The organism is Pseudomonas orientalis (assembly GCF_022807995.1).
GTDB classification, from domain to species: domain Bacteria; phylum Pseudomonadota; class Gammaproteobacteria; order Pseudomonadales; family Pseudomonadaceae; genus Aquipseudomonas; species Aquipseudomonas orientalis_B.
Genome location: NZ_CP094351.1, coordinates 1,322,728 through 1,342,222, shown reverse-complemented (window position 1 = coordinate 1,342,222; position 19,495 = coordinate 1,322,728). Strand labels below are relative to the sequence as shown.

Below are 19,495 nucleotides of genomic sequence, written 5' to 3'. Positions count from 1 at the left end.
GTGTCAGTCAACTCATCTGTGACTGATCCACCGCAATCGGGGGCAAGCCCCCTCCCACATTTTTTTGATCGCGTTTATTTTTCGACGAACGCACGCTCGATCAGATAATCACCCGGCTCACGCATGCGTGGCGAAACTTTCAGGCCGAAGCTGTTCAACACTTCACTGGTCTCATCCAACATGCTCGGGCTGCCGCACAGCATGGCGCGGTCGTCCTCGGGGTTGATCGGTGGCAGGCCGATGTCGCTGAACAGCTTGCCGCTGCGCATCAGGTCGGTCAGGCGGCCTTCGTTTTCGAACGGCTCGCGGGTCACGGTCGGGTAGTAGATCAACTTTTCACGCAACGCCTCGCCGAAAAATTCGTTCTGCGGCAGGTGCTCGGTGATGAACTCGCGGTAGGCGACTTCGTTGACGTAACGCACGCCGTGGCACAGGATCACTTTTTCGAAGCGCTCGTAGGTTTCCGGGTCCTGGATCACGCTCATGAATGGCGCGAGGCCAGTACCGGTGCTGAGCAGATACAGGTGCTTGCCCGGCTTCAAATCGTCAAGCACCAGGGTGCCTGTCGGTTTTTTGCTGATGATGATCTCGTCGCCTTCCTTCAAGTGCTGCAATTGGGAAGTCAGCGGGCCATCCGGCACCTTGATGCTGAAGAACTCCAGGTGCTCTTCCCAGTTCGGGCTGGCAATGGAGTAGGCGCGCATGAGCGGGCGGCCGTTGGGCTGTTGCAGGCCGATCATCACGAACTGACCGTTCTCGAAGCGCAGACCCGGATCACGGGTGCACTTGAAGCTGAACAGAGTGTCGTTCCAGTGATGAACACTGAGGACACGCTCGTGGTTCATGTTGCTCATGTACGGGGGACTCCTGGAAATGGGTCTGCGCCAAATGTGAAGTGCGCAATTGCACAGCATTCTAATGGCGGCGACAATATCTGTTAACTGGATTATTAAGATAAGGGTTATCGGTTATATCGATATGCGATTTACTCTCCGTCAACTGCAAGTCTTCGTCGCCGTCGCCCAGCAGGAAAGCGTGTCACGCGCTGCCGGCCTGCTGGCTTTGTCTCAATCCGCCGCCAGCACGTCGATTACCGAGCTGGAGCGTCAATCCAGCTGCCAATTATTCGACCGCGCCGGCAAACGCCTGAGCCTCAACGCACTCGGTCATCAACTGCTGCCCCAGGCGGTGGCGCTGCTGGATCAGGCCAAGGAGATCGAGGACCTGCTCAACGGCAAGTCCGGCTTCGGCTCACTGGCGGTAGGCGCCACCCTGACCATCGGCAATTACCTGGCGACCCTGCTGATCGGCAGCTTCATGCAGCAGCACCCCGAGAGCCAGGTAAAACTGCATGTGCAAAACACTGCGCATATCGTGCATCAGGTGGCGCATTACGAAATTGACCTGGGTCTGATCGAAGGTGACTGCAGCCACCCCGACATCGAGGTGCAAACCTGGGTGGAGGATGAGCTGGTGGTGTTTTGCGCGCCCCAGCATCACTTGGCCAAGCGTGGCGTGGCAAGCATGGATGAGTTGACCCATGAAGCGTGGATCCTGCGCGAACAAGGCTCGGGCACGCGCCTGACGTTTGATCAGGCCATGCGCCATCATCGCAGCGCATTGAATATCCGCCTGGAGCTGGAACACACCGAGGCGATCAAACGGGCAGTGGAGTCGGGTTTGGGCATTGGTTGCATTTCGCGGCTGGCGCTGCGCGATGCGTTCCGTCGCGGCAGCCTGGTGCCGGTAGAGACTCCGGACCTGGACCTGGCCCGGCAGTTCTACTTTATCTGGCACAAGCAGAAGTACCAGACCTCGGCGATGCGCGAGTTTCTGGAGCTGTGCCGCACGTTTACCGCCGGGGTTCAGCGCAGCGACGAAATCGTACTGCCGAGCATCGCTTGATTCTTAGATCAGAATCACCGCCCATACCAGCGTGATCATGGTCAAGGCCACGAATTGCGCGGCGCTGCCCATGTCCTTGGCGTTTTTCGACAATGGGTGGCGGTCCAGGGAAATGCGGTCAATGGCCGCCTCCACCGCTGAGTTGAGCAGTTCGACGATCAGCGCCAGCAGGCACACAGCGATCAGCAATGCGCGCTCTACGCGGCTCACATGCAGGAAAAAACTCAACGGAATCAGGATGACGTTCAGCAGCACCAACTGACGGAACGCCGCCTCGCCGGTGAAAGCCGCGCGCAGACCATCCAGGGAATAGCCCCCTGCGTTGAAGATACGTTTGATACCGGTTTGACCCTTGAAAGGCGACATAGATGTAGGCAACTGAACCAAAGAAGTGGGGAAACTAGAGCACGCAAAGTCAAAAAAGCGTGAATCGGTGACAGCTTAATGCTGCGAAATTGACTCAAGTTGTTGCAAGAGCAACGCCGCCTGGGTGCGCGTACGGACCCCCAACTTGCGGAAAATCGCTGTGACATGGGCCTTGATCGTCGCTTCCGATACGCTCAGCTCGTAGGCAATCTGCTTGTTCAACAAGCCTTCGCAGACCATGGTCAACACCCGGAATTGCTGAGGTGTCAAGCTGGCCAGGCCATCACGGGCCGCCTTGGCTTCATCGGACACGTTGATTTCTTCGAACGCTTGCGGTGGCCAGGACACATCGCCGTCCAATACCGTACGCACAGCCTTCTGGATGTCTTCCATCGTGCTGGACTTGGGAATGAAGCCGCTGGCGCCGAACTCCTTGGAACGCACCACCACGTCGGCTTCTTCCTGAGCCGAGACCATCACCACGGGGATCTGCGGGTATTGCCCGCGCAGCAGCACCAACCCCGAAAAACCATAGGCACCGGGCATGTTCAGGTCGAGCAGCACCAGGTCCCAATCGGATTTTTCGGTCAAGCGCGCTTCCAGCTCGGCAATGCTGGCGACTTCGACCAGTCGCACATCCGGGCCAAGGCCCAGGGTCACGGCCTGATGCAGCGCACTGCGAAACAGCGGGTGGTCATCGGCTATCAGGATTTCGTATGTGGCCATTGATTAAATGATCCTGTTTTTTACGGGAGCCCTGATGGGCTCAGGGTTCGCCAGTACACACGGCAACGGCCAGGCAGCCAGCGCCACGGGGCACGCTCAACGTCAAAAACACGCAAAACAACGTCGAAAAACCAAGGGAGCGCCCCAATCGGCGCCCAGCATGCCCAGCGCAGCCTGGGGGGTCAAGCACTACGCCCAGGGGGATTTTAGCGGGCGCGTGATTAAGGTGCCATCATGCAAACGTCGACTGGTCATACCGCCGGGATATAGGGCGCCAAACGTGTGTGAACAACGTCCGTCTCATCCAGAGGCAACTGAAACTTCGCAGCCAGATAGTGCGTGCTGAAAACATCGAGGTAGGCGTCCAGCACTTCGCTGGCGACCTGATCATCGGCCAACTCCAGACACAGCGCAGCCACCTCGGCAGTGCAGAAATGATCATCACGCTTGGAACGGCGCAACTTGTAACGTGACAGCTGCTCCGGCGCCAGGCTCAGCACCGGCAAATGCTCCAGGTACGGACTCTTGCGAAACATCTTGCGCGCCTCGCTCCACGTGCCGTCCAGCAGGATGAACAGCGGGCGCTTGTCCTCCTCTGCGCTGACCGCGCTGACAACCCGTTCAGGCGCCACGAATTCGCCGGGGAAAACGATGTACGGCTGCCACTGCGTATCGGCGAGCAAGGTGAGCAGATGCGGGTCGACTTCGGTCCGCGACCAGGCGAACGCGCTGGTGTCGTCGATAACATCGGCGATCAGCCAGCCGGTGTTGCTGGGTTTCATCGGTTCGACATCGTGCATCAACAGGCACATTGCCGATTTGGCTTGAACCGTTGGTCGCCATGCGCACAGGCAGTACTCGGGAATCACTCGGCAACCGGCACACCGCTCGGCACGCGATCCCCGATTAAGGAAAGGCCTGACGGCTCGGGCCAGACGCTGGGTACGCAAGCGGGAGACAGCATGGCTCATGGGATGCGCCACATAGGCGGGTAAATCGACACGGGGTAACTCGAAAGCAATTGAAGTGGGCGCAGTTTACCAGCGATACGCCTGGCTGTAGTGGCCAGCGCTCACCTATAATTGCGCGCCACTGAACGCATAGCGCAGTGGCTGGTCTATGCACCAGTAACCGAATCAGGAGAGTTTGATGCTGCGTTCCATGCTGCGCCTCGTTGCCCCATCCGTCGCTATTGCGCTGGCCTTGCCCATGGGCGCCCACGCGGCCTCGCTGCTGGAGGCTCAAATGAACCGCAAGCTGCAAAGCGTCGCAACGGAAAGCAACAAGGACCTGCCCCGGGAAATCGATGAGAAAACCCTGGAAGTGGCCTACACCGTTGAAGGTATGCAACTGATCGATCATCTCAGCGTACTGCCGGACCGCGCCGAACAGATGCGTGCCAACCCCAAGGCGGTGTATTTCCAATTGGGCCGCAGTGTCTGCACCAACCCAGGCTACCGTGAGCTGATGGCGAAGGGCGCGGTCATGCGTTACGAAATCACCGAGAACAAGACCAACCGTCCTGTGGCATCGGTCAAGTTCGTCGAAGCCGACTGCCCGGCTCCGTCCAAGAAGAAAAAGTAACCCTGCCTTGCACCTTGCGCGTTGCTGCCCGGTGACGCGCCACTCCCCTGCTCCAGCGCCCGCCTGCAGCTGAACGCCGTGATCAATCACCAATAAGCGGTTGCCAGCCAAGGGTTTTGCAGCCCATGATCAGCTCATCCCATGCGCCCGCCAGAGCAGTCTTCCCTGCTGTTCTGTAATACTTTCAGGGTAAAAGAGGCCTGCCCTCCTGCGGCAAGCAACGACACATGCAGTGTCGTGCCCCCCTGACGACACGCGTCGGCTGGCCAGGCCCTGTGAAGAAGGAGAAAGTTGAATGCCTTATGAATCGAATGCCTCCCTGCTCGATCTTTTTGAACAAAACGGTACCGACCTCACACAGCAGGTTGACGCGCAACTCCAACTGGTCACGCCAAACAGCCCGAACATTCCCCTTTATCGCGACATGATTCTCACGGTCCTGCGCATGGCCCAGGACGACCGTGACCGCTGGAATGCCAAGATCACCCTGCGTGCGATCCGTGAGCTGGACCACGCTTTCCGCGTGCTCGAACAATTCAAAGGACGACGCAAGGTGACGGTGTTCGGTTCCGCACGCACGCCGATAGAAAGTCCCCTGTATGCATTGGCTCGAGAGGTCGGTGCGGCATTGGCACGTTCCGACCTGATGGTCATCACCGGCGGCGGCGGCGGCATCATGGCGGCGGCGCATGAAGGCGCGGGCCTGGAGCACAGCCTGGGGTTCAACATCACCCTGCCGTTTGAACAGCATGCCAATCCGACCATCGACGGCACCGATAACCTGCTGTCTTTCCACTTCTTCTTTACGCGCAAACTGTTCTTCGTCAAAGAAGCCGATGCACTGATTCTATGCCCGGGTGGCTTTGGCACCCTGGACGAAGCCCTGGAAGTCCTGACCCTGATCCAGACCGGCAAAAGCCCGCTGGTACCAGTAGTGCTGCTGGACGCTCCAGGCGGCGGGTTCTGGCAAGGCGCCCTGGACTTTATCCGCAGCCAGTTGGAGGCTAACCGCTACATCCTGCCGACCGACCTCAAGCTCATACGCCTGGTCTACAGCGCAGAAGAAGCCGTGGACGAGATCAACCGATTTTATGCCAACTTCCATTCAACCCGCTGGCTCAAGCGTGAATTCGTGGTGCGTATGAACCATCCGCTCAGTGATCAAGCCCTGGCCCATTTGCAGGATGAGTTTGCCAGCCTTCGACTGAGCGGAGAATTCCAGCAGCTTGCCTACACAGGCCAAGAACACGACGACCCCAGGTTCAGTCATTTGACGCGGCTGGTCTTCAACTTCAATGGCCGAGACCAGGGGCGTTTGCGCGAGTTGGTGGACTACATCAACTTGCCGGAAAATTGGGTGCAGCCTCAGGGTGAGGTGCAACAGCGAGGAATGCCACAGCCCGCGTGATTTTTTGCAGGCGAAAAAAAAGGCCCACTATTTTCATAGTGGGCCTTTTGTTTTGCATTCAGTCGTCCATGTCCCGGCCGCTTAACAAGCGACTGATCATGTCCATCGAAAACCCGCGATAACTCAGGAAACGCCCCTGTTTCGCACGCTCCCTGGCATCAATCGGCAGATGCCCAGCAAACTTGCGCCGCCAGGTCTCTTCCAACTGCGACTGCCAACTGATACTGCACTCGCGCAAAGCAAGGTCGATATCGGCACGTTGCAGGCCACGCTGGCTCAACTCTTCGCGAATCCGCGCTGGGCCATAACCGGACCGCGCGCGGTAGGACACAAAGCTTTCGAGGTATCGGGACTCCGACAACAGCCCCTCTTCCGTCAACCGGTCAAGGGCTGTTTCGATCATTTCAGGCTCTGCGCCGCGCTGACGCAATTTACGCGTCAGCTCGACTCGACCATGCTCGCGGCGAGCAAGCAAGTCCATTGCAGTGCGCCGAACGGCGACAAGTGTATCCAGTACAACAGTCATCGTTTGCTTCAGATGTCAGTGTCGGCTTCTTCCATTTCGTCAACCGGCTCGCGGTTCGCGGCGGCCTTGACGTCCGGTGCCGGGGTCAGCAGCTTGTCGCGAATCTGCTTCTCAAGCGTGGCGGCGATATCCGGGTTATCCGCCAGGAACTTGGCCGAGTTGGCCTTGCCCTGACCGATCTTGCTGCCGTTATAGGCATACCAGGCACCAGATTTCTCGACAAAGCCGTGCAGCACGCCCAGGTCGATCATCTCGCCATTCAGGTAGATGCCTTTGCCATAAAGAATCTGGAACTCTGCCTGACGGAAAGGCGGGGCCACCTTGTTCTTCACGACTTTAACGCGGGTTTCGCTACCGACAACCTCGTCACCTTCCTTCACCGCGCCGGTACGACGGATATCCAGACGGACCGAAGCATAGAACTTCAGCGCGTTACCACCAGTGGTGGTTTCCGGGCTGCCGAACATCACACCGATTTTCATACGGATCTGGTTGATGAAGATCACCAGGCAGTTGGCGTTCTTGATGTTGCCGGTGATTTTACGCAGCGCCTGGGACATCAGACGGGCTTGCAGGCCCACGTGCATGTCACCCATTTCGCCTTCGATTTCTGCCTTCGGTACCAGCGCCGCCACGGAGTCGACCACGATCACGTCGATGGCGTTGGAACGCACCAGCATGTCGGTGATTTCCAGGGCTTGCTCGCCGGTGTCCGGCTGCGAAACCAGCAGGTCGTCAACGTTGACACCCAGCTTGCCGGCGTATTCAGGATCCAGGGCGTGCTCGGCATCGACGAACGCGCACGTGGCACCCATTTTCTGAGCCTGGGCAATCACCGACAGGGTCAGGGTGGTTTTACCGGAAGATTCAGGCCCGTAGATCTCAACGATACGGCCTTTTGGCAGGCCGCCAATGCCGAGCGCGATATCCAGACCCAGAGAGCCAGTGGAAATAGCCGGGATCGCCTGACGGTCGTGATCGCCCATACGCATTACGGCACCCTTGCCGAATTGACGTTCGATCTGACCCAGGGCCGCAGCCAAGGCTTTCTTCTTGTTGTCGTCCATTAAAGTCCTCACGTAATCAATAAGGCCTGACGGCCAACACCTGTATAAGTAGACAGTATTGTTCCACAAAGATCGAAGATCGCCTACCCCTGATTGTCTATTTCTGCTGCAGCTCGTCGCAACAAGCCCTCCAGCGCGGCCTTTACCGTTTGTCGACGGACCTCGTCGCGGTTGCCGGGAAAGTGCGCACGCTCGGCCGTGACCTCATCGCCCACACCAAACGCCAGCCATACCGTGCCTACCGGCTTGTCCGGCGAACCGCCGTCCGGGCCCGCCACGCCGCTGACCGCCACGGCAAAGCGTGCCAGGCTTTTTTCCTGAGCCCCTCGCGCCATCGCCTCCACCACTTCCTGGCTGACGGCGCCGACTTTGGCAAACAGCGCTTGCGGCACATCCAATTGCCGGGTTTTCTGCCGGTTGGAATAGGTGACATAGCCCGCCTCGAACCACGCCGAACTGCCCGGGATCCGCGTAATGGCTTCAGCGATACCGCCGCCGGTGCACGACTCGGCGGTGGTGACATGGGCGTTGAGCACCTGCAAACGGCGCCCCAGTTCAGCAGCCAGTTGAGTGATTTCGTTCACGGTCGTCTCCAGGAATGGGCGATGGTTCGCCTACCCTACAGCAGCCCATCGGCCATGCAAGTTGCAGCGTGCATCAAAAGACTAACGCGCGACGGCCCGCACATAGGCCTGGCAGGCGCGCAAGGCGATCAGGGCGCTGTCGCCGTCGTCGGTGATGCGGATAATTCGTTGAGCATGCGCCGGGTCAAGTCGGGTGCGTGGGGTTGCATGAACCAGGCCGCCGGTGGCGGCGGAGGTTGGCACTGGCGCGCAGCTGGCGGTGTCGGTGGCGTCGAGAAGGACTGACAGCCGCACATCAGCAGTGGCCAGGCGCTCGCGCAAAGCAGCTTGGTGACGTTGGGCATCATTCAATTCCTGAGTGTGTTGTTGGTCGCTGATATTAAGTTGTCGTTCCAGAGCCAGGCGTTTCTGCTGTTCCGCCTGTTGCTGTTCGTAGGCAGCCTGCTGTTGCTGGCTGAGCGCCAGCGCCTGCCCGGCCGCCTGCCGCTCCAGCTGCGCGCCATAGCGCCAGGCCTGTACTTGCCACACCAGTGCAAGCAGCAGGCAAACGCCGACCCAACGCAACGTGCCTAGCCAACGCATAGCACCGCCTTCGCCCTCTCCCACAATTGCACGCGCGCCTGCAGGCCATTAAGGCCGCCGTTGATACGCCGGGTAATGGTGGTGAATTGATCTTTATCCGCCAGCTCGTTGAGGCCGTTGCTGTGCCAGAACCAGGCGGCGGACTCACATGCCCACTGCGGTTGTTCCAGCAATTGCGGCTGTTGCAACAGGCGCTCATCGCCAAACAGCGCCTGGCTGCATGCCAGGTAGTTGCGCCGCCCCGTGACCTGGATCAGCCCCCTGCCCCGGTACTTCTGCCCATCGCCATCCGCCTCGGGGGTATTGCCCAAGCGGGTGGCGAGGGGGCCGGTGTCGTACTTGCTGAGGTATTGATCGCTGCCCAGTTCGCGGACGTAGTGCAGTTGACCTGACTCGTGACCGATCTGAGCCAAGAAGGCAGCGGCGCGTTGGGGACTGTTGATTTGCCGATTCAGCATTGCCAGGTTGAGTGAGGATATGAAAACGCCCGCTAGAGAGCGGGCGCGTGGGAAGATTTGCTGAAGTTGCGTGAGTGTCATGAGATGACCTTGCCACGGGCCACCGCCCTGGCCGCCAGCGTTATTTCGGGCAGCGGGGTGTTCTCTTTAAGGTTTTTTTCCAGCGTCGACAGATCAAACATCTTTCAGGCCCTCCGTGGGCTTGGCTGGGTGGGTGGTGAGCGGATTAACGGTTCAATGGGGAAGGAAGGGGCCGCGCCTAGCCGAGACATGAGGCGTCGCGCTGTATCACATTTAAGCTGGCGCAGCCGCGTTGACAGCCAGTTCCAAGGTCAACTCGATGTCATCAGTATGGCGGCTGCCATGCCTGGCCGAGCCCGCAGGCGGACAGCTCTCCATAGTCAGTGCAATAAAAACCCGCGCGAAGGTGGGCACTAGTAGATCTCAGTCAACGGTTCAAAAAATTGACACCACCACCGGAGCCAACTCTGCTATTTCACAATGCAGGGACATAGCACCGACCAACTCGTAGGGCTGCCCGTCTTTTTGCAATTTAACGGTCATAACCTCTCGGGCGTACGTCACAACTGCTGATACTTCTTTCTCGCCCACGCCCATGCTGTAGCCCCATCCACTCCCTTCAGGCGCCAGCGGGATGAGGCCCAACGTACCGTGTACCTCATAGACACCTTGAGCCTTTCGCTTCGAAGTGATTTTCTGATTGCTGAATGGAACAACCGTACAAGCCCCCTCGGACCCGCGTAGTTCAATGACTGCTCTCATTTTCAAATCGCCTTTATCGAGCCATCGGCCTGCTTCGCGCAGTTGGCCGTATTTAGAGTGGTGATGACATTCAACGCGCCTACGTTCATGTCCGAGGTAGGCGGCCCGATGTCCGCCTCCGTGAGCCAGTTCGATGCAAAGGCTGCGGGCACTTCAAGGATGCCGGTCTGAATTGAGTACATCGCAAACCTGGGCAGGTAGACCACCCCGGGAAACCCGATGTAAATGGACATCAGGCCCGTCTCTGGACGACGATACACGATGACTTTCAACGACGATCCGCCTTGCACATTGCCGATGGCCGGAGATGCCGCATTCAACAGTGCAACGCCGGAACTGAATGAGCCTTGGTAGTAGTACCAGGATAGATCGAGCGTAAACGGTGACGTGTAGCCGTTTATGCAGCCCACACACCGAATCAACGGCGACTCGCTCTCGGTATAGGGCATGGCGGTGTGGATTGTGAGCGAGGAAACCAGCGAACCATTGGCCCTTCCCGCCTCCGTAGTGTTCTGCCCCAGCAGCCGCTCACCATCGGCCTGGAAGGCACGTGACTTGAGACCCAGCCGTTGCTGGGTGGAGGCCAGGCCCGGCCCGTCGGTGAGAATTTTCTGCCAGGGTTGCCAAACGCCCACGATCTCCACACGAACCCATTTGGAAGCGTCGTTGATGACGAAGTACTCTTGCATGGTATAGCCGGTCCCAGCCTCATTGACGGTCAACCAACCGTTTTGGCCTGTGGGGGTATGCAATCCGGATATTGAATAATAGGTGCCCGGGCTACGAACGGTATCTATGTCCGTTTGCGCAAGGCCGCTATAGGCGCCTACTCCAAAATCCCCAACCCGTACAACACGCCCCGGCGTATGGTCATCCGGGCTGGTAGTCAATGTACCCGTTGCCGCAGTACCCAGTGCATCAACACGACTGTAGAGTTCCTGGGTCATGGCGTTGATCTTGACACCTGTACTTCGGGTAGTGTCGCCTCCTGCGCCGGTCGGAAGGGTGCCTAAATTAATTTCTTGTCTTGCCATTTAATTAACTCCAAACAGTATACATCTCAACCCTGAAAACTCAGGCACCATTGCCAGTCAAGCTAGACGTTGTAATACTTATCAATTGGAAACTTACAAACAGGAATACTAAAACACGTGCCGTTCGTTCCTTGCCCATATAGGTCCCCTAAATTTTGCAACTGAACCTTCATATTCAAAGCCGGCGCATTATTCAATCGAATTTGCAAACTCGCATAGGCAGAGCGGCCAGCATACCAATTAACCCCCCTATCCATTTGCGACACGCATATAAATTCATCAGCACTTGGTGTAATATCGGATGTGTAAGTAGCGGTAAAGGTACTGCTGGTGCTTAACCAGTTTTTTGTAAACCTGCTGTACCGGACTATCCTGTCTTCTGCCGAGAACAGAATCGCACCATTGCCATCCCTCAACACCATCCCGTATTGCGAGGTCGGCAGCGCATCACTGTATTTACAAACTACAATCTCCATATTGTGATTCTGCAAATCAGTGCCCCCCGCGCCTGAAGTAAATCCGACACCCGTCCAATTACCGGCACTGCCGTACATTATGACAATGTATAATATGATTGACGTACTCGTAGCAGACACGGTACGCAGAAATATCTGAGGGGGCGCCTGAGTCTTGACAGGCTTTATAAAATTATAGATACCGATGCCCTGAGAGTCCGAGTACCTTGATTTAATTACAAACGATCCACGTTCTGAAAAAACAAGGATTTTTCTATCGGAGCTAATCACGGTAGCCCCTGAGTTATTTACAACCGACAAACCGTAATCGCCTGCCACTACAACCTCCTGAAAACTTCAACTGTGCACTCAACGGTGAACTGCTTCCATATTTCGCGAAACTTACCTCCGCCACCACCATCAGGGGTACCGTAGTTAACATACAAATACAGAGCAATACGGGTTCCGCCAAGATCCCTGTAGGTTGGCAAAAAACCCCACGGTGGCTGACGTGCACCTTGTTCATAATTGGCATACGTCGTTGGTGTGATGACCACAACGCCTGTATCTGGGCTGTACCCTGGAACGTCTATGGTCATGTAGTCAGACCTTCGGCCACTGCCATTGAGATTTGAAGCCGGTAGCACGACGGAATAGAGCAACTGTAGCGTAAAGTCCTCCATTCCAAATGTTTGCACGCCTTTCTCGTCAAAAATATTCAAACCAAAACTCATTCGGTTAAATCTCCAAGTTGAACTCGCTTAACGTTATTACTATCCCAAAAACGCATAGAGCGATGTGTCATGGTAGAGCGGCCCTGCCCTGGTACGACGCCATTCATTTCGAAGGTGCCGTCAAAGAACAGCCGCCACCCGGTACTACCGGCGACATAATTATTGGACTGAATATAATTACCGATCTTGGCATTGGTAATAGTTCCATTCCCAATAAACGCATCAGCAATAATCGTTTGACCGTTCTGAATAACGAATGGGAATTGGTTTTTCTGGCCAACCGCAAATCGATCAGCACTGATGATGAACTGACTTTCCAACCCACCCGGCCCGTTTTCCAACCCAAGCCCGATACCGGCATAGGAATACTGCCCTTTGCCCGCGTCGTACTGCATGCGCACGGACCAGTTGGCCGAGACCTTACCGTCAACTGTTTGAATGGCCGTCGAGTTGGTCTGGATAGCCAATGTGTGACCACCTACAGTGGTCTGGACGGTGTCGATACGTTGACCGAGAGCCTGGTCGCCGCTTGTTCGTGCGATGATCTCGTCCTGAACAGCCGCTTTGTTGGCGTAGGTTTGTGCAGTGGCAGTATCAATTCTGCTACCCAGCGCTCCATCGGCATTGATACGGGCAATCTGCTCGGACTGAACAGCCGCCTTGTTGGCGCGGGTCTGCGCCATAGTCGTGTCAATCCTGCCGCCCAGTGCTCCATCAGCATTGATACGAGCCGTCTGCTCAGACTGAACAGCCGCCTTGTTGGCATCGGCTTGCGCCATGACGCTGTCGATCCTGCTGCCCAATACCCCGTCGGCACTAATACGCGCAGTCCGTTCAGACTGAACAGCCGCCAAGTTCGCAGTATTTTTTACCTCCAATACGTCCGTGCGCAGCCCCTGGATCAGATCGCCCTCGATAATCGCCGACTGAATCGACCAGACGCCGACGCTCTGCCGCTCGGACCCCTGCCACTCAGTTTCGTCACCTTGCATAGAAGGGTTAACCTGCAAGGAGATGCCATCTACCCGTTCTGCCGTGTTAGTGACCTTGCCATCCAGTGTGGTCACCGTAGCCTTGACAGCGTTCAACCCATTAGCTGTAGCGCTTACGCCCGTGAGCGGATCATCAACCGTGACCCTCACAGCATTCAGTTGCTGGGCCTGAGCGTTAATGTCGTTGCCATGCTGAGCAATTGCCGCCGAGTTCTGCTGTATTTGTGTCGCCAGTGCCGCAGTGGTTTGCACAAGCGTGCCGATATCCAACCAATACGTTGCATTGGGTGGTGCATTTCCAGCAGGCACCGAAGCAACAGCCTGGTAAAGGTGATTGCCCCACCGTACAAACTCACCACTGGCATATACCTTGGCCGAATCAAACAGCAACGCATCCGTTACCTGATCAACCAGCCCTTCCAGATCCTTGCGCGTCTTGTCCAGGCGCTCATTGACCGAGCCCACGCCCTCACCGTCAATCAGCTCAATGCGATCTAACAGGTGCTTACCCAACTCCGTTTCACCAATCTTCCCTGCGATCAGATCCAGGATCGGTGAAGCATCCGAACTGGCCTGCCCATTAGTCCCTGTGCCTGTCGGAAACCACGGCCCGATATTGCCCGTGCGATCCACCAACCGCGCCCAGAAGAACAACGACGCCCCCGCCGCAAGCCCCATCATGGTCAAGTCAGTCTGCGGGTACGCGTAATCCCCCAACTTGGTCGCCATCGCCAAATCAGCGGTTTTCCCGTACCAGATCTCCGTGCGCTGCAAATCCGCAGTGCTCACTCCCTGCGGAATCTGCCACTTCACCTTGATCGCAAACACCAACGATTCCGTCGTCAGCGCAGCAACAGTAGGTGGCAGGGAGGTCTTGCCGTTGAGCACAGCCTCCACCGACTCGCTGTACAACGAGCCGATATCCAGCGCGTTGATCGCCCGCACCTTGGCCACATAGCGCCCGGCATAAATTCCGGACACCTCGATAGAACTGCCACCCGTGCGACCCGCGTAGATCCATTCACCGTCGTTCTTGCGCCAGTAAGCCTCATAGGCAATGGCATTGGCCGCTCGCTGCCAGTCGATGGTCATGACATTGATCGCACTGCCTTGCTCAACGAAATGGTCATTGGTGACCGTCACGCCGGTCGGTGCCGCTTGCACGCTCGGCGGGATCATAGTGATCGGCGGGCTGTCGATTTTCGCGCCGTTGTCGATGGCGGCAAATTTGCTCGGTACGTGCTTGACCGCGCTGAGGCTGTATTTGATTTCGTCATCCGAAAAGTCTTCGGAAATCGACAATACGCGGAACTGTTGCAAAGCCAGGGTCGCCGAATCGATAGCCCAGATCGATTGGGCCGGGGGCAGTTCGTCTAGCCTGGTTTGCAGCACTACCAGTTGCTCATCCGCGCCTGCGGCACTTACGGACTTGACCTCCCGGGACACAACCCTGCCGTTGGGCGTCACCAGGGTGATGGTGTCGCCGGCAGTGGCGGTGACTTCAGCATCCAGGGTCAGGGTGTCGAGGGTGGCAGCACGCAGGCGCCCGCCTATGCGGCGGCCGGCGCGGTCGTTATCGGCCACGCGGATGATCTGACCGGGGCGTGCCAGGGTACCGTCGAGGCCGACCGCGAAGGTCACGCTTTCGGTTTCCAGGCGGTTGGTCAGCAATGCCCATTTGCCGATGCGCTGGGCTTGCGCCTGGGAGGTGCAACCGGTGGCGCTGATTTCGGTTTGCTGGATGCCGTAGCGCGCAATGCCTTCGGCGTCGTCGACGTATTGCACCTTCTGGCGATAGAAATCCGTCGGGTCATTCCAGCTGACCAAGGCAACGGTGTATCGGGTCTTTTTCGCCGAGCCGCCGTAGATGAACTGCCCACCGATGACGTTGGCGTTGGCGTAGGTGTACACCGGGTCTTCCGGCATATCCGCCACGGCCATCACGGAACCGGCCCCCCAATAGGCCATGCCCCGGAAGGTGGTCGCCAGGTCTTGCAGCACCTTCAGTGCATCGGCACGCACCGACAGATACAAGTTGCAGGTGAAGCGCGGTTCGGTACCGCCCTTGCCGTCGGACACAGGCTGGTCGCAGTACTGGCCGATGCGGTACAGCTCCCACTTATCCACTTGGCCGGCGTTGAGCAGGTGGCCCAGGCCATAGCGTTGGTGCAACAGCAGGTCGTAGTAGATCCACGCCGGGTTGTCGGTCCAGGCGGATTTGAACGTACCGTCCCATACACCGCTGTAGGTGCGGGTTTGCGGGTCGTAATTACTCGGCACCCTGATGATGCGCCCGCGCAGTTCGAAGGAGCGCGAGGGAATCGACTGAAACTGCGCGGCATCGAACTGCAGGCCGATCAGCGCCGAACCCGGGTAGCGCAGCTTGGCGTCAATCACCTCGGTGGACGACTCCACGGTGGTGGTATCGGCAATCGTGCCACTGGTGGAGTTGGGTGTGATCCGGCGTACTCGCAGAGCCCAGCCCACTTTGGCAGCGGGCAAGTCAACGCGATGGGAACGTTCGTACTTGGTGGTGGTTTTGCCACTGAACGCTGCCGCCAGCACCTCTGTAAAAGCACCGCCGTCGGTGGACAGGTCGATGGCGTACTGCACGGTATAACCGTTGGTGTCGCCGTTGCTGGTGTTGGTCTGCGACAGCCGCGTGACCGCCAGGCGTATCCGTACTGCCGACAATTGCAGGTTGGAGTAGGACTTGGTCCAGGGCTGATCGCTGCGCAGCTCGATGGAAACCGGGCTTTCGTTTTCCACCGCTGGGAAGCCAGGGATATGTGACTGGTCCTGGCTGCCATTGCGGGTGTCGAGGGTCACGCCACTGAAGTTGAGGCTGCCATCGGCGTTGGCCAGCGGGGTCTCGTCGAGAAACACCGAGCGTTTATCGTTTTTCAAACCGACAATCTCGCCTTCGCTGACGAGATCAAGGATACGGGCATAGGCCGTACTTTGCAGGCTGTCTGGCGCCTCCACGGAGGGACGGGGTTTGGACGCACCGCCTTTGCTGCCAGCGAGAGTGAGGTCAGTCATGGCTTTCCTTCAGGCGAAATAAAGCCCGCACTTGGCGGGCTGGTTGAAGAGCAGGAACGTTAGAGTTGATCCTGGGTGTAGATCCCGGCGCTGATCACGGAGCTGCCGACGATCAGTTGGCCGTAAAGCAGGCCTACCGGGTTGCCCTGGGCACTGGTGTTGACCGGTCCGTTGAAGCTGTAGCTGGCGCGGTTGTTGGGGCCATCCTGCGCCGCCAGGCCCTTGGGTACGGGTGACAACATCTGCACCACGCCTCCCATTACCATGGAGGCGCCCATCATGATCAGGCCCGAACCAAACGGTGCGCCGGCACCAAAGGTACCGCCTGTGATAATCGCGCCAACGACGATCAGCACCGCGCCGACAATGGTCTGCAGGGCGCCCGCGCGCTTGCTGCCGATCAGCACTGGCGCCAAACGGATGTCGTCATTGCCGACCGGGGCACCGAGGTGCTCCTGGGGAATGTTGCGCTTGCCCATGAACACCGAGTAGGTCAGCCCGTTGTCTTTGGATTCCATCAGGAAACGTCCAAAGCCAGGCAGAAGGACGCTCAGGGCTCGGATGGCTTCTGAAACGCTACTGACCGCCAACCGATGCACTCTGCCAAAGCGCGCGCCCAGCACGCCATACAGGCGGACCGTGCGCACCTTGTCAGCGGCGACATGGGGTAAAGCCGGCAAACACGCTTGGGAATTCGAAGTCACCGCAATCTTCCTCATAGCTGGTCCTGTGCATAGATGCCCGCGCTGATTACCGCGCTACCCACCGTCAACTGGCCATAAAGCAGGCCCACCGGGCTGCCTTGAATACTGGTATTGACCGGCCCATTGAAGCTGTAGCTCGCACGGTTTTCCGGGCGGTCCATGGTGCCCAGGCCTTTGGCCATCGGGGACATCAACTGCGCGACACCACCCATGGCCATGGAAATCCCCATGCTCGCGGCAAAGGTCCAACCGGTGGTGGACGAAGCACCGATCAAGGCAGAGGAACTGCCCGACGCCAGGCCGCCAGAGAAGTACGACGCAGCAACGATCAAGGCCACGCCAATAATGGTTTGCATCGACCCTGCGCGCTTGCTGCCCATCAGCACCGGTGCGATACGGATATCCGCAGCGCCTGGAGGTGCCTTGAGACGATCCTGGCCAATATTGTCTCGGCCCAGGAAAATCGAATACGTCACGCCCCGGTCCTTGGACTCCATCAGGAAACGCTCAAACCCCGGCACCAGAATGCACAGCGCATGGATCGCTTCCGAAGCATTGCTCACCGCCAACCGATGCACGCGCCCGAAGCTGGCGCCCAGGCTGCCGTAGAGGCGCACCGTCCTGACTTTTTCATGATGCATGGCATCCTCCAGGCGAATGATCCGCCGATGTGGTTAGTGTTTGGCCCGCAAGCCGTGTCGCCAATAGCTCACCGTCACCTCGCCCCAATAGCCACCGTAGGTATCGCGCTTGCTGTCGCGGCCATACAGGTGGTGCAGGATGGAACCTGGGGCCGGGTAATGTTCGGGTTCGCTTTGCAGCACCCCGTCGGCCAGGTAGATCGCGGCATGGTTGGGCACTGGCGAGCGGATCTGCATCAGCACGATATCGCCCTGCTGCAGTTGGCTGACCTGCACGAAGCCGGCGGCCGGGAGGTTGTCCAGGTAGAGATTGCCGCCCGTTTCCCACCAACCGTCTTCACGCTGATAATCGCCAAGCTCGATGTCCAGCTCGCGGCGGTAGTAGTCGAGGATGATGCTCAGGCAGTCGTGCACACCGTGGGCGAAGGCACGACCGATCAGGGGCGCCTGGTAGCCGTTTGGCGTGCAACTGGCCCATTCACCGGTGCACACCTGCCCACCGTCGCCGGTGCGTACTGCAACAATATGCCAAGGCAACCCGGAGGCTTCACACGCCACGCGGTCTGCTTCACTGGGTGTCGCCGGGCAATCCGGATGGCTGTGCACCACTGCGAGGATCTCGCCCCGCTCTTCGGCGCCAGCGTAGTCCTCGGGCGCCAGGCGAAAGTGTTCGCTGGGTGTGCTCGCCGTATTTCGACACGGCACATACACACGCTTGCGCCCTTCACGAATCAGCAGGCCGCAGCACTCATGGGGATACGCGGCCACGGCGTGCCGGGCAATCGCCGCCAGGTTGGTCTTGTTCATGCTCAGCTCCGCAACAGTCCGGCTGCCGGAAATGAGCCGTAGGGCAGTGGGTTGTTCTCGCCGAAACGCAGCTTGCAGCTGGTCAGCCGCCCACCGCATTTATCCTTGGCCGCGTCGGTGACGATCACATCATTGGCATCCGCCGCTGGCCCGCCGTTGTAGCCACAATAGGGGCCACGATAACCGCCGCAACTGAGCCACCAGCACACGTTGGCGACGATCTGCCGACGTGGCAGTTGCACGCCATTGAAGTCCAGCGCGCTGGCCAGTTCGAACTTCACCGTCTCGCTGCTTTCCGCGACTTTGCGCTCGACGTACCAGATGTCCGGCGGCAGTTCCTCTTCCGGGTCGGCTTCGGGCTGGCCGTCGAGGTACTTGGCCAGAGTGCGATGGCGGATCAGCCGCGCGCCTACCAGGTCTTCGAAATACAGCACCAGCGCCGTGATGAAACCACCGACGTTGCCGACGGCCAGTGTCGGCGTCGGTTGGGTGCCATGCCCCGACATTTCAAAACCCTCGGCCTGGATCGGCCAGGGGGAATACTCGTGGCCCTGCCAGAAGATCGACGATTCTTGAGGATAACCATGGAACCTGTACAACTCGGCCCCCAGGGAAGTGGCGTCGAGCTCGAAAAGCTCCACCCAGGCCCCGGGCTCCAGGGTCTGGATATCTGCGGTGATGGACATATGATTCTCCGGGCAAAGAAAACCCCGCTTGAGCGCGGGGTCTGGGCGCCACAGGTGGCGCTAGGGGTGGAAGGCTTGCTCGAACGACGCCGTCAGGGAGTAGAGCCCGGCGCCCATGGGCGTGGGCTGGTAACCCTTGCAGCGATACAACGCAGGCTCTGCCAGTGGTGCGGTCCAGTTGAACGCCTTGGCGCCGGCATGGCGATCAAGGAAAGCAACGATCGCTTTGATGCGCGCCTCGTCACCCACGAACGTCAGTGGCCAGGACTGGGTTTTGTTGTTGATCCCGTCCGCTGCCGTCTGCTGGTAGCCATCGCCGAACTTGGCCGTCTTCAGGCGAAACTCGACGCTGCCGACGGGGTCCACTTTGGGCACCCATGTAAAAGTTTCTGTGCTCATGTTTTCTCCAGG

22 protein-coding genes are annotated in these 19,495 nt (G+C 58.4%); 3 read left to right on the top strand and 19 right to left on the bottom strand.

What is annotated here, in order from left to right:
* Positions 1-74 precede the first annotated feature (74 nt).
* Positions 75-854, bottom strand: a complete 780-nt coding sequence (fpr, locus tag MRY17_RS05820; protein ID WP_003172178.1) for a ferredoxin-NADP reductase — start codon at positions 852-854, stop codon at positions 75-77.
* A 124-nt stretch (positions 855-978) separates the two neighbouring features.
* Between fpr and MRY17_RS05815 the strand changes: the two genes are divergently transcribed.
* Positions 979-1,905, top strand: coding sequence for a LysR family transcriptional regulator (locus MRY17_RS05815; protein ID WP_181284107.1), 927 nt, complete (start codon positions 979-981; stop codon positions 1,903-1,905).
* Between the two features lie 3 nt (positions 1,906-1,908).
* Here the strand turns inward: MRY17_RS05815 and MRY17_RS05810 are convergent, their stop codons facing one another.
* The 3 genes from MRY17_RS05810 to MRY17_RS05800 all read right to left on the bottom strand — a co-directional run bounded on the left by MRY17_RS05810 (position 1,909) and on the right by MRY17_RS05800 (position 3,968).
* Positions 1,909-2,271, bottom strand: coding sequence for a diacylglycerol kinase (locus MRY17_RS05810; protein WP_017137081.1), 363 nt, complete (start codon positions 2,269-2,271; stop codon positions 1,909-1,911).
* A gap of 75 nt (positions 2,272-2,346) precedes the next feature.
* Positions 2,347-2,997: a response regulator transcription factor ErdR gene (erdR, locus tag MRY17_RS05805; protein ID WP_181284108.1), complete on the bottom strand. Its 651-nt coding sequence runs from the start codon at positions 2,995-2,997 to the stop codon at positions 2,347-2,349.
* A 251-nt stretch (positions 2,998-3,248) separates the two neighbouring features.
* Entirely contained in the window at positions 3,249-3,968 is a 720-nt protein-coding gene (locus MRY17_RS05800; protein WP_243353429.1) for a tRNA-uridine aminocarboxypropyltransferase, read from the bottom strand.
* A 178-nt stretch (positions 3,969-4,146) separates the two neighbouring features.
* On the opposite strand from MRY17_RS05800, the gene MRY17_RS05795 reads away from it, so the two are divergent.
* Together MRY17_RS05795 and MRY17_RS05790 are read left to right on the top strand one after the other, a co-directional pair.
* Positions 4,147-4,581: a PA3611 family quorum-sensing-regulated virulence factor gene (locus tag MRY17_RS05795; RefSeq protein WP_191951538.1), complete on the top strand. Its 435-nt coding sequence runs from the start codon at positions 4,147-4,149 to the stop codon at positions 4,579-4,581.
* Between the two features lie 295 nt (positions 4,582-4,876).
* Positions 4,877-5,989 carry a TIGR00730 family Rossman fold protein gene (locus MRY17_RS05790; RefSeq protein ID WP_243353428.1) on the top strand — a complete coding sequence of 371 codons (1,113 nt, stop codon included), beginning with the start codon at positions 4,877-4,879 and terminating at the stop codon, positions 5,987-5,989.
* A gap of 58 nt (positions 5,990-6,047) precedes the next feature.
* On the opposite strand, the gene recX is transcribed toward MRY17_RS05790, so the two are convergent.
* The 15 genes from recX to MRY17_RS05715 form a co-directional block, all read right to left on the bottom strand.
* The gene (gene recX, locus MRY17_RS05785; RefSeq protein WP_181284112.1) at positions 6,048-6,515 is read right to left on the bottom strand and encodes a recombination regulator RecX; all 468 of its coding nucleotides are present in this window, start codon (positions 6,513-6,515) and stop codon (positions 6,048-6,050) included.
* 8 nt (positions 6,516-6,523) lie between these two features.
* Positions 6,524-7,582 (bottom strand): recombinase RecA, encoded by a 1,059-nt coding sequence (recA, locus tag MRY17_RS05780; RefSeq protein ID WP_005785454.1) that lies wholly within the window; start codon positions 7,580-7,582, stop codon positions 6,524-6,526.
* An 83-nt stretch (positions 7,583-7,665) separates the two neighbouring features.
* On the bottom strand, positions 7,666-8,166 hold the full coding sequence (locus tag MRY17_RS05775; RefSeq protein ID WP_191951540.1) for a CinA family protein: 501 nt from the start codon (positions 8,164-8,166) through the stop codon (positions 7,666-7,668).
* Between the two features lie 81 nt (positions 8,167-8,247).
* Entirely contained in the window at positions 8,248-8,748 is a 501-nt protein-coding gene (locus MRY17_RS05770) for a lysis system i-spanin subunit Rz (RefSeq protein WP_191951541.1), read from the bottom strand.
* Positions 8,736-9,287, bottom strand: coding sequence for a glycoside hydrolase family 19 protein (locus MRY17_RS05765; protein ID WP_243353427.1), 552 nt, complete (start codon positions 9,285-9,287; stop codon positions 8,736-8,738). Before MRY17_RS05765 ends, MRY17_RS05770 begins: the two co-directional genes overlap by 13 nt.
* A gap of 375 nt (positions 9,288-9,662) precedes the next feature.
* Positions 9,663-9,989: a hypothetical protein gene (locus MRY17_RS05760; RefSeq protein ID WP_243353426.1), complete on the bottom strand. Its 327-nt coding sequence runs from the start codon at positions 9,987-9,989 to the stop codon at positions 9,663-9,665.
* Positions 9,990-9,991: 2 nt separating this feature from the next.
* Positions 9,992-11,023: a pyocin knob domain-containing protein gene (locus tag MRY17_RS05755; RefSeq protein ID WP_243353425.1), complete on the bottom strand. Its 1,032-nt coding sequence runs from the start codon at positions 11,021-11,023 to the stop codon at positions 9,992-9,994.
* A 62-nt stretch (positions 11,024-11,085) separates the two neighbouring features.
* Entirely contained in the window at positions 11,086-11,817 is a 732-nt protein-coding gene (locus MRY17_RS05750; RefSeq protein WP_243353424.1) for a hypothetical protein, read from the bottom strand.
* Positions 11,817-12,212 (bottom strand): hypothetical protein, encoded by a 396-nt coding sequence (locus MRY17_RS05745; protein WP_243353423.1) that lies wholly within the window; start codon positions 12,210-12,212, stop codon positions 11,817-11,819. Before MRY17_RS05745 ends, MRY17_RS05750 begins: the two co-directional genes overlap by 1 nt.
* Positions 12,209-16,246, bottom strand: coding sequence for a phage tail protein (locus tag MRY17_RS05740; RefSeq protein ID WP_243353422.1), 4,038 nt, complete (start codon positions 16,244-16,246; stop codon positions 12,209-12,211). The genes MRY17_RS05745 and MRY17_RS05740 overlap by 4 nt, the downstream gene beginning before the upstream one ends.
* Before the next feature lie 59 nt (positions 16,247-16,305).
* The gene (locus tag MRY17_RS05735; protein WP_243353421.1) at positions 16,306-16,965 is read right to left on the bottom strand and encodes a tail assembly protein; all 660 of its coding nucleotides are present in this window, start codon (positions 16,963-16,965) and stop codon (positions 16,306-16,308) included.
* Complete coding sequence (locus MRY17_RS05730) at positions 16,962-17,591, bottom strand: tail assembly protein (RefSeq protein WP_005785432.1); 630 nt, start codon at positions 17,589-17,591, stop codon at positions 16,962-16,964. Before MRY17_RS05730 ends, MRY17_RS05735 begins: the two co-directional genes overlap by 4 nt.
* Positions 17,592-17,624: 33 nt before the next feature.
* Positions 17,625-18,398, bottom strand: coding sequence for a C40 family peptidase (locus MRY17_RS05725; RefSeq protein WP_243353420.1), 774 nt, complete (start codon positions 18,396-18,398; stop codon positions 17,625-17,627).
* A 2-nt stretch (positions 18,399-18,400) separates the two neighbouring features.
* Complete coding sequence (locus MRY17_RS05720) at positions 18,401-19,084, bottom strand: phage minor tail protein L (RefSeq protein WP_243353419.1); 684 nt, start codon at positions 19,082-19,084, stop codon at positions 18,401-18,403.
* Between the two features lie 60 nt (positions 19,085-19,144).
* Complete coding sequence (locus tag MRY17_RS05715; RefSeq protein ID WP_243353418.1) at positions 19,145-19,483, bottom strand: phage tail protein; 339 nt, start codon at positions 19,481-19,483, stop codon at positions 19,145-19,147.
* Positions 19,484-19,495 lie beyond the last annotated feature (12 nt).

What these genes read in the sequence shown, in the direction of transcription:
- recA (WP_005785454.1), bottom strand. Translation starts at nt 7,582, where the DNA reads ATGGACGACAACAAGAAGAAAGCCTTGGCTGCGGCCCTGGGTCAGATC.
- MRY17_RS05740 (WP_243353422.1), bottom strand. Translation starts at nt 16,246, where the DNA reads ATGACTGACCTCACTCTCGCTGGCAGCAAAGGCGGTGCGTCCAAACCC.
- MRY17_RS05770 (WP_191951541.1), bottom strand. Translation starts at nt 8,748, where the DNA reads ATGCGTTGGCTAGGCACGTTGCGTTGGGTCGGCGTTTGCCTGCTGCTT.
- fpr (WP_003172178.1), bottom strand. Translation starts at nt 854, where the DNA reads ATGAGCAACATGAACCACGAGCGTGTCCTCAGTGTTCATCACTGGAAC.
- MRY17_RS05730 (WP_005785432.1), bottom strand. Translation starts at nt 17,591, where the DNA reads ATGCATCATGAAAAAGTCAGGACGGTGCGCCTCTACGGCAGCCTGGGC.
- MRY17_RS05720 (WP_243353419.1), bottom strand. Translation starts at nt 19,084, where the DNA reads ATGTCCATCACCGCAGATATCCAGACCCTGGAGCCCGGGGCCTGGGTG.
- recX (WP_181284112.1), bottom strand. Translation starts at nt 6,515, where the DNA reads ATGACTGTTGTACTGGATACACTTGTCGCCGTTCGGCGCACTGCAATG.
- MRY17_RS05790 (WP_243353428.1), top strand. Translation starts at nt 4,877, where the DNA reads ATGCCTTATGAATCGAATGCCTCCCTGCTCGATCTTTTTGAACAAAAC.
- MRY17_RS05715 (WP_243353418.1), bottom strand. Translation starts at nt 19,483, where the DNA reads ATGAGCACAGAAACTTTTACATGGGTGCCCAAAGTGGACCCCGTCGGC.
- MRY17_RS05800 (WP_243353429.1), bottom strand. Translation starts at nt 3,968, where the DNA reads ATGAGCCATGCTGTCTCCCGCTTGCGTACCCAGCGTCTGGCCCGAGCC.
- MRY17_RS05745 (WP_243353423.1), bottom strand. Translation starts at nt 12,212, where the DNA reads ATGAGTTTTGGTTTGAATATTTTTGACGAGAAAGGCGTGCAAACATTT.
- erdR (WP_181284108.1), bottom strand. Translation starts at nt 2,997, where the DNA reads ATGGCCACATACGAAATCCTGATAGCCGATGACCACCCGCTGTTTCGC.
- MRY17_RS05725 (WP_243353420.1), bottom strand. Translation starts at nt 18,398, where the DNA reads ATGAACAAGACCAACCTGGCGGCGATTGCCCGGCACGCCGTGGCCGCG.
- MRY17_RS05760 (WP_243353426.1), bottom strand. Translation starts at nt 9,989, where the DNA reads ATGAGAGCAGTCATTGAACTACGCGGGTCCGAGGGGGCTTGTACGGTT.
- MRY17_RS05810 (WP_017137081.1), bottom strand. Translation starts at nt 2,271, where the DNA reads ATGTCGCCTTTCAAGGGTCAAACCGGTATCAAACGTATCTTCAACGCA.
- MRY17_RS05755 (WP_243353425.1), bottom strand. Translation starts at nt 11,023, where the DNA reads ATGGCAAGACAAGAAATTAATTTAGGCACCCTTCCGACCGGCGCAGGA.
- MRY17_RS05765 (WP_243353427.1), bottom strand. Translation starts at nt 9,287, where the DNA reads ATGACACTCACGCAACTTCAGCAAATCTTCCCACGCGCCCGCTCTCTA.
- MRY17_RS05815 (WP_181284107.1), top strand. Translation starts at nt 979, where the DNA reads ATGCGATTTACTCTCCGTCAACTGCAAGTCTTCGTCGCCGTCGCCCAG.
- MRY17_RS05795 (WP_191951538.1), top strand. Translation starts at nt 4,147, where the DNA reads ATGCTGCGTTCCATGCTGCGCCTCGTTGCCCCATCCGTCGCTATTGCG.
- MRY17_RS05735 (WP_243353421.1), bottom strand. Translation starts at nt 16,965, where the DNA reads ATGAGGAAGATTGCGGTGACTTCGAATTCCCAAGCGTGTTTGCCGGCT.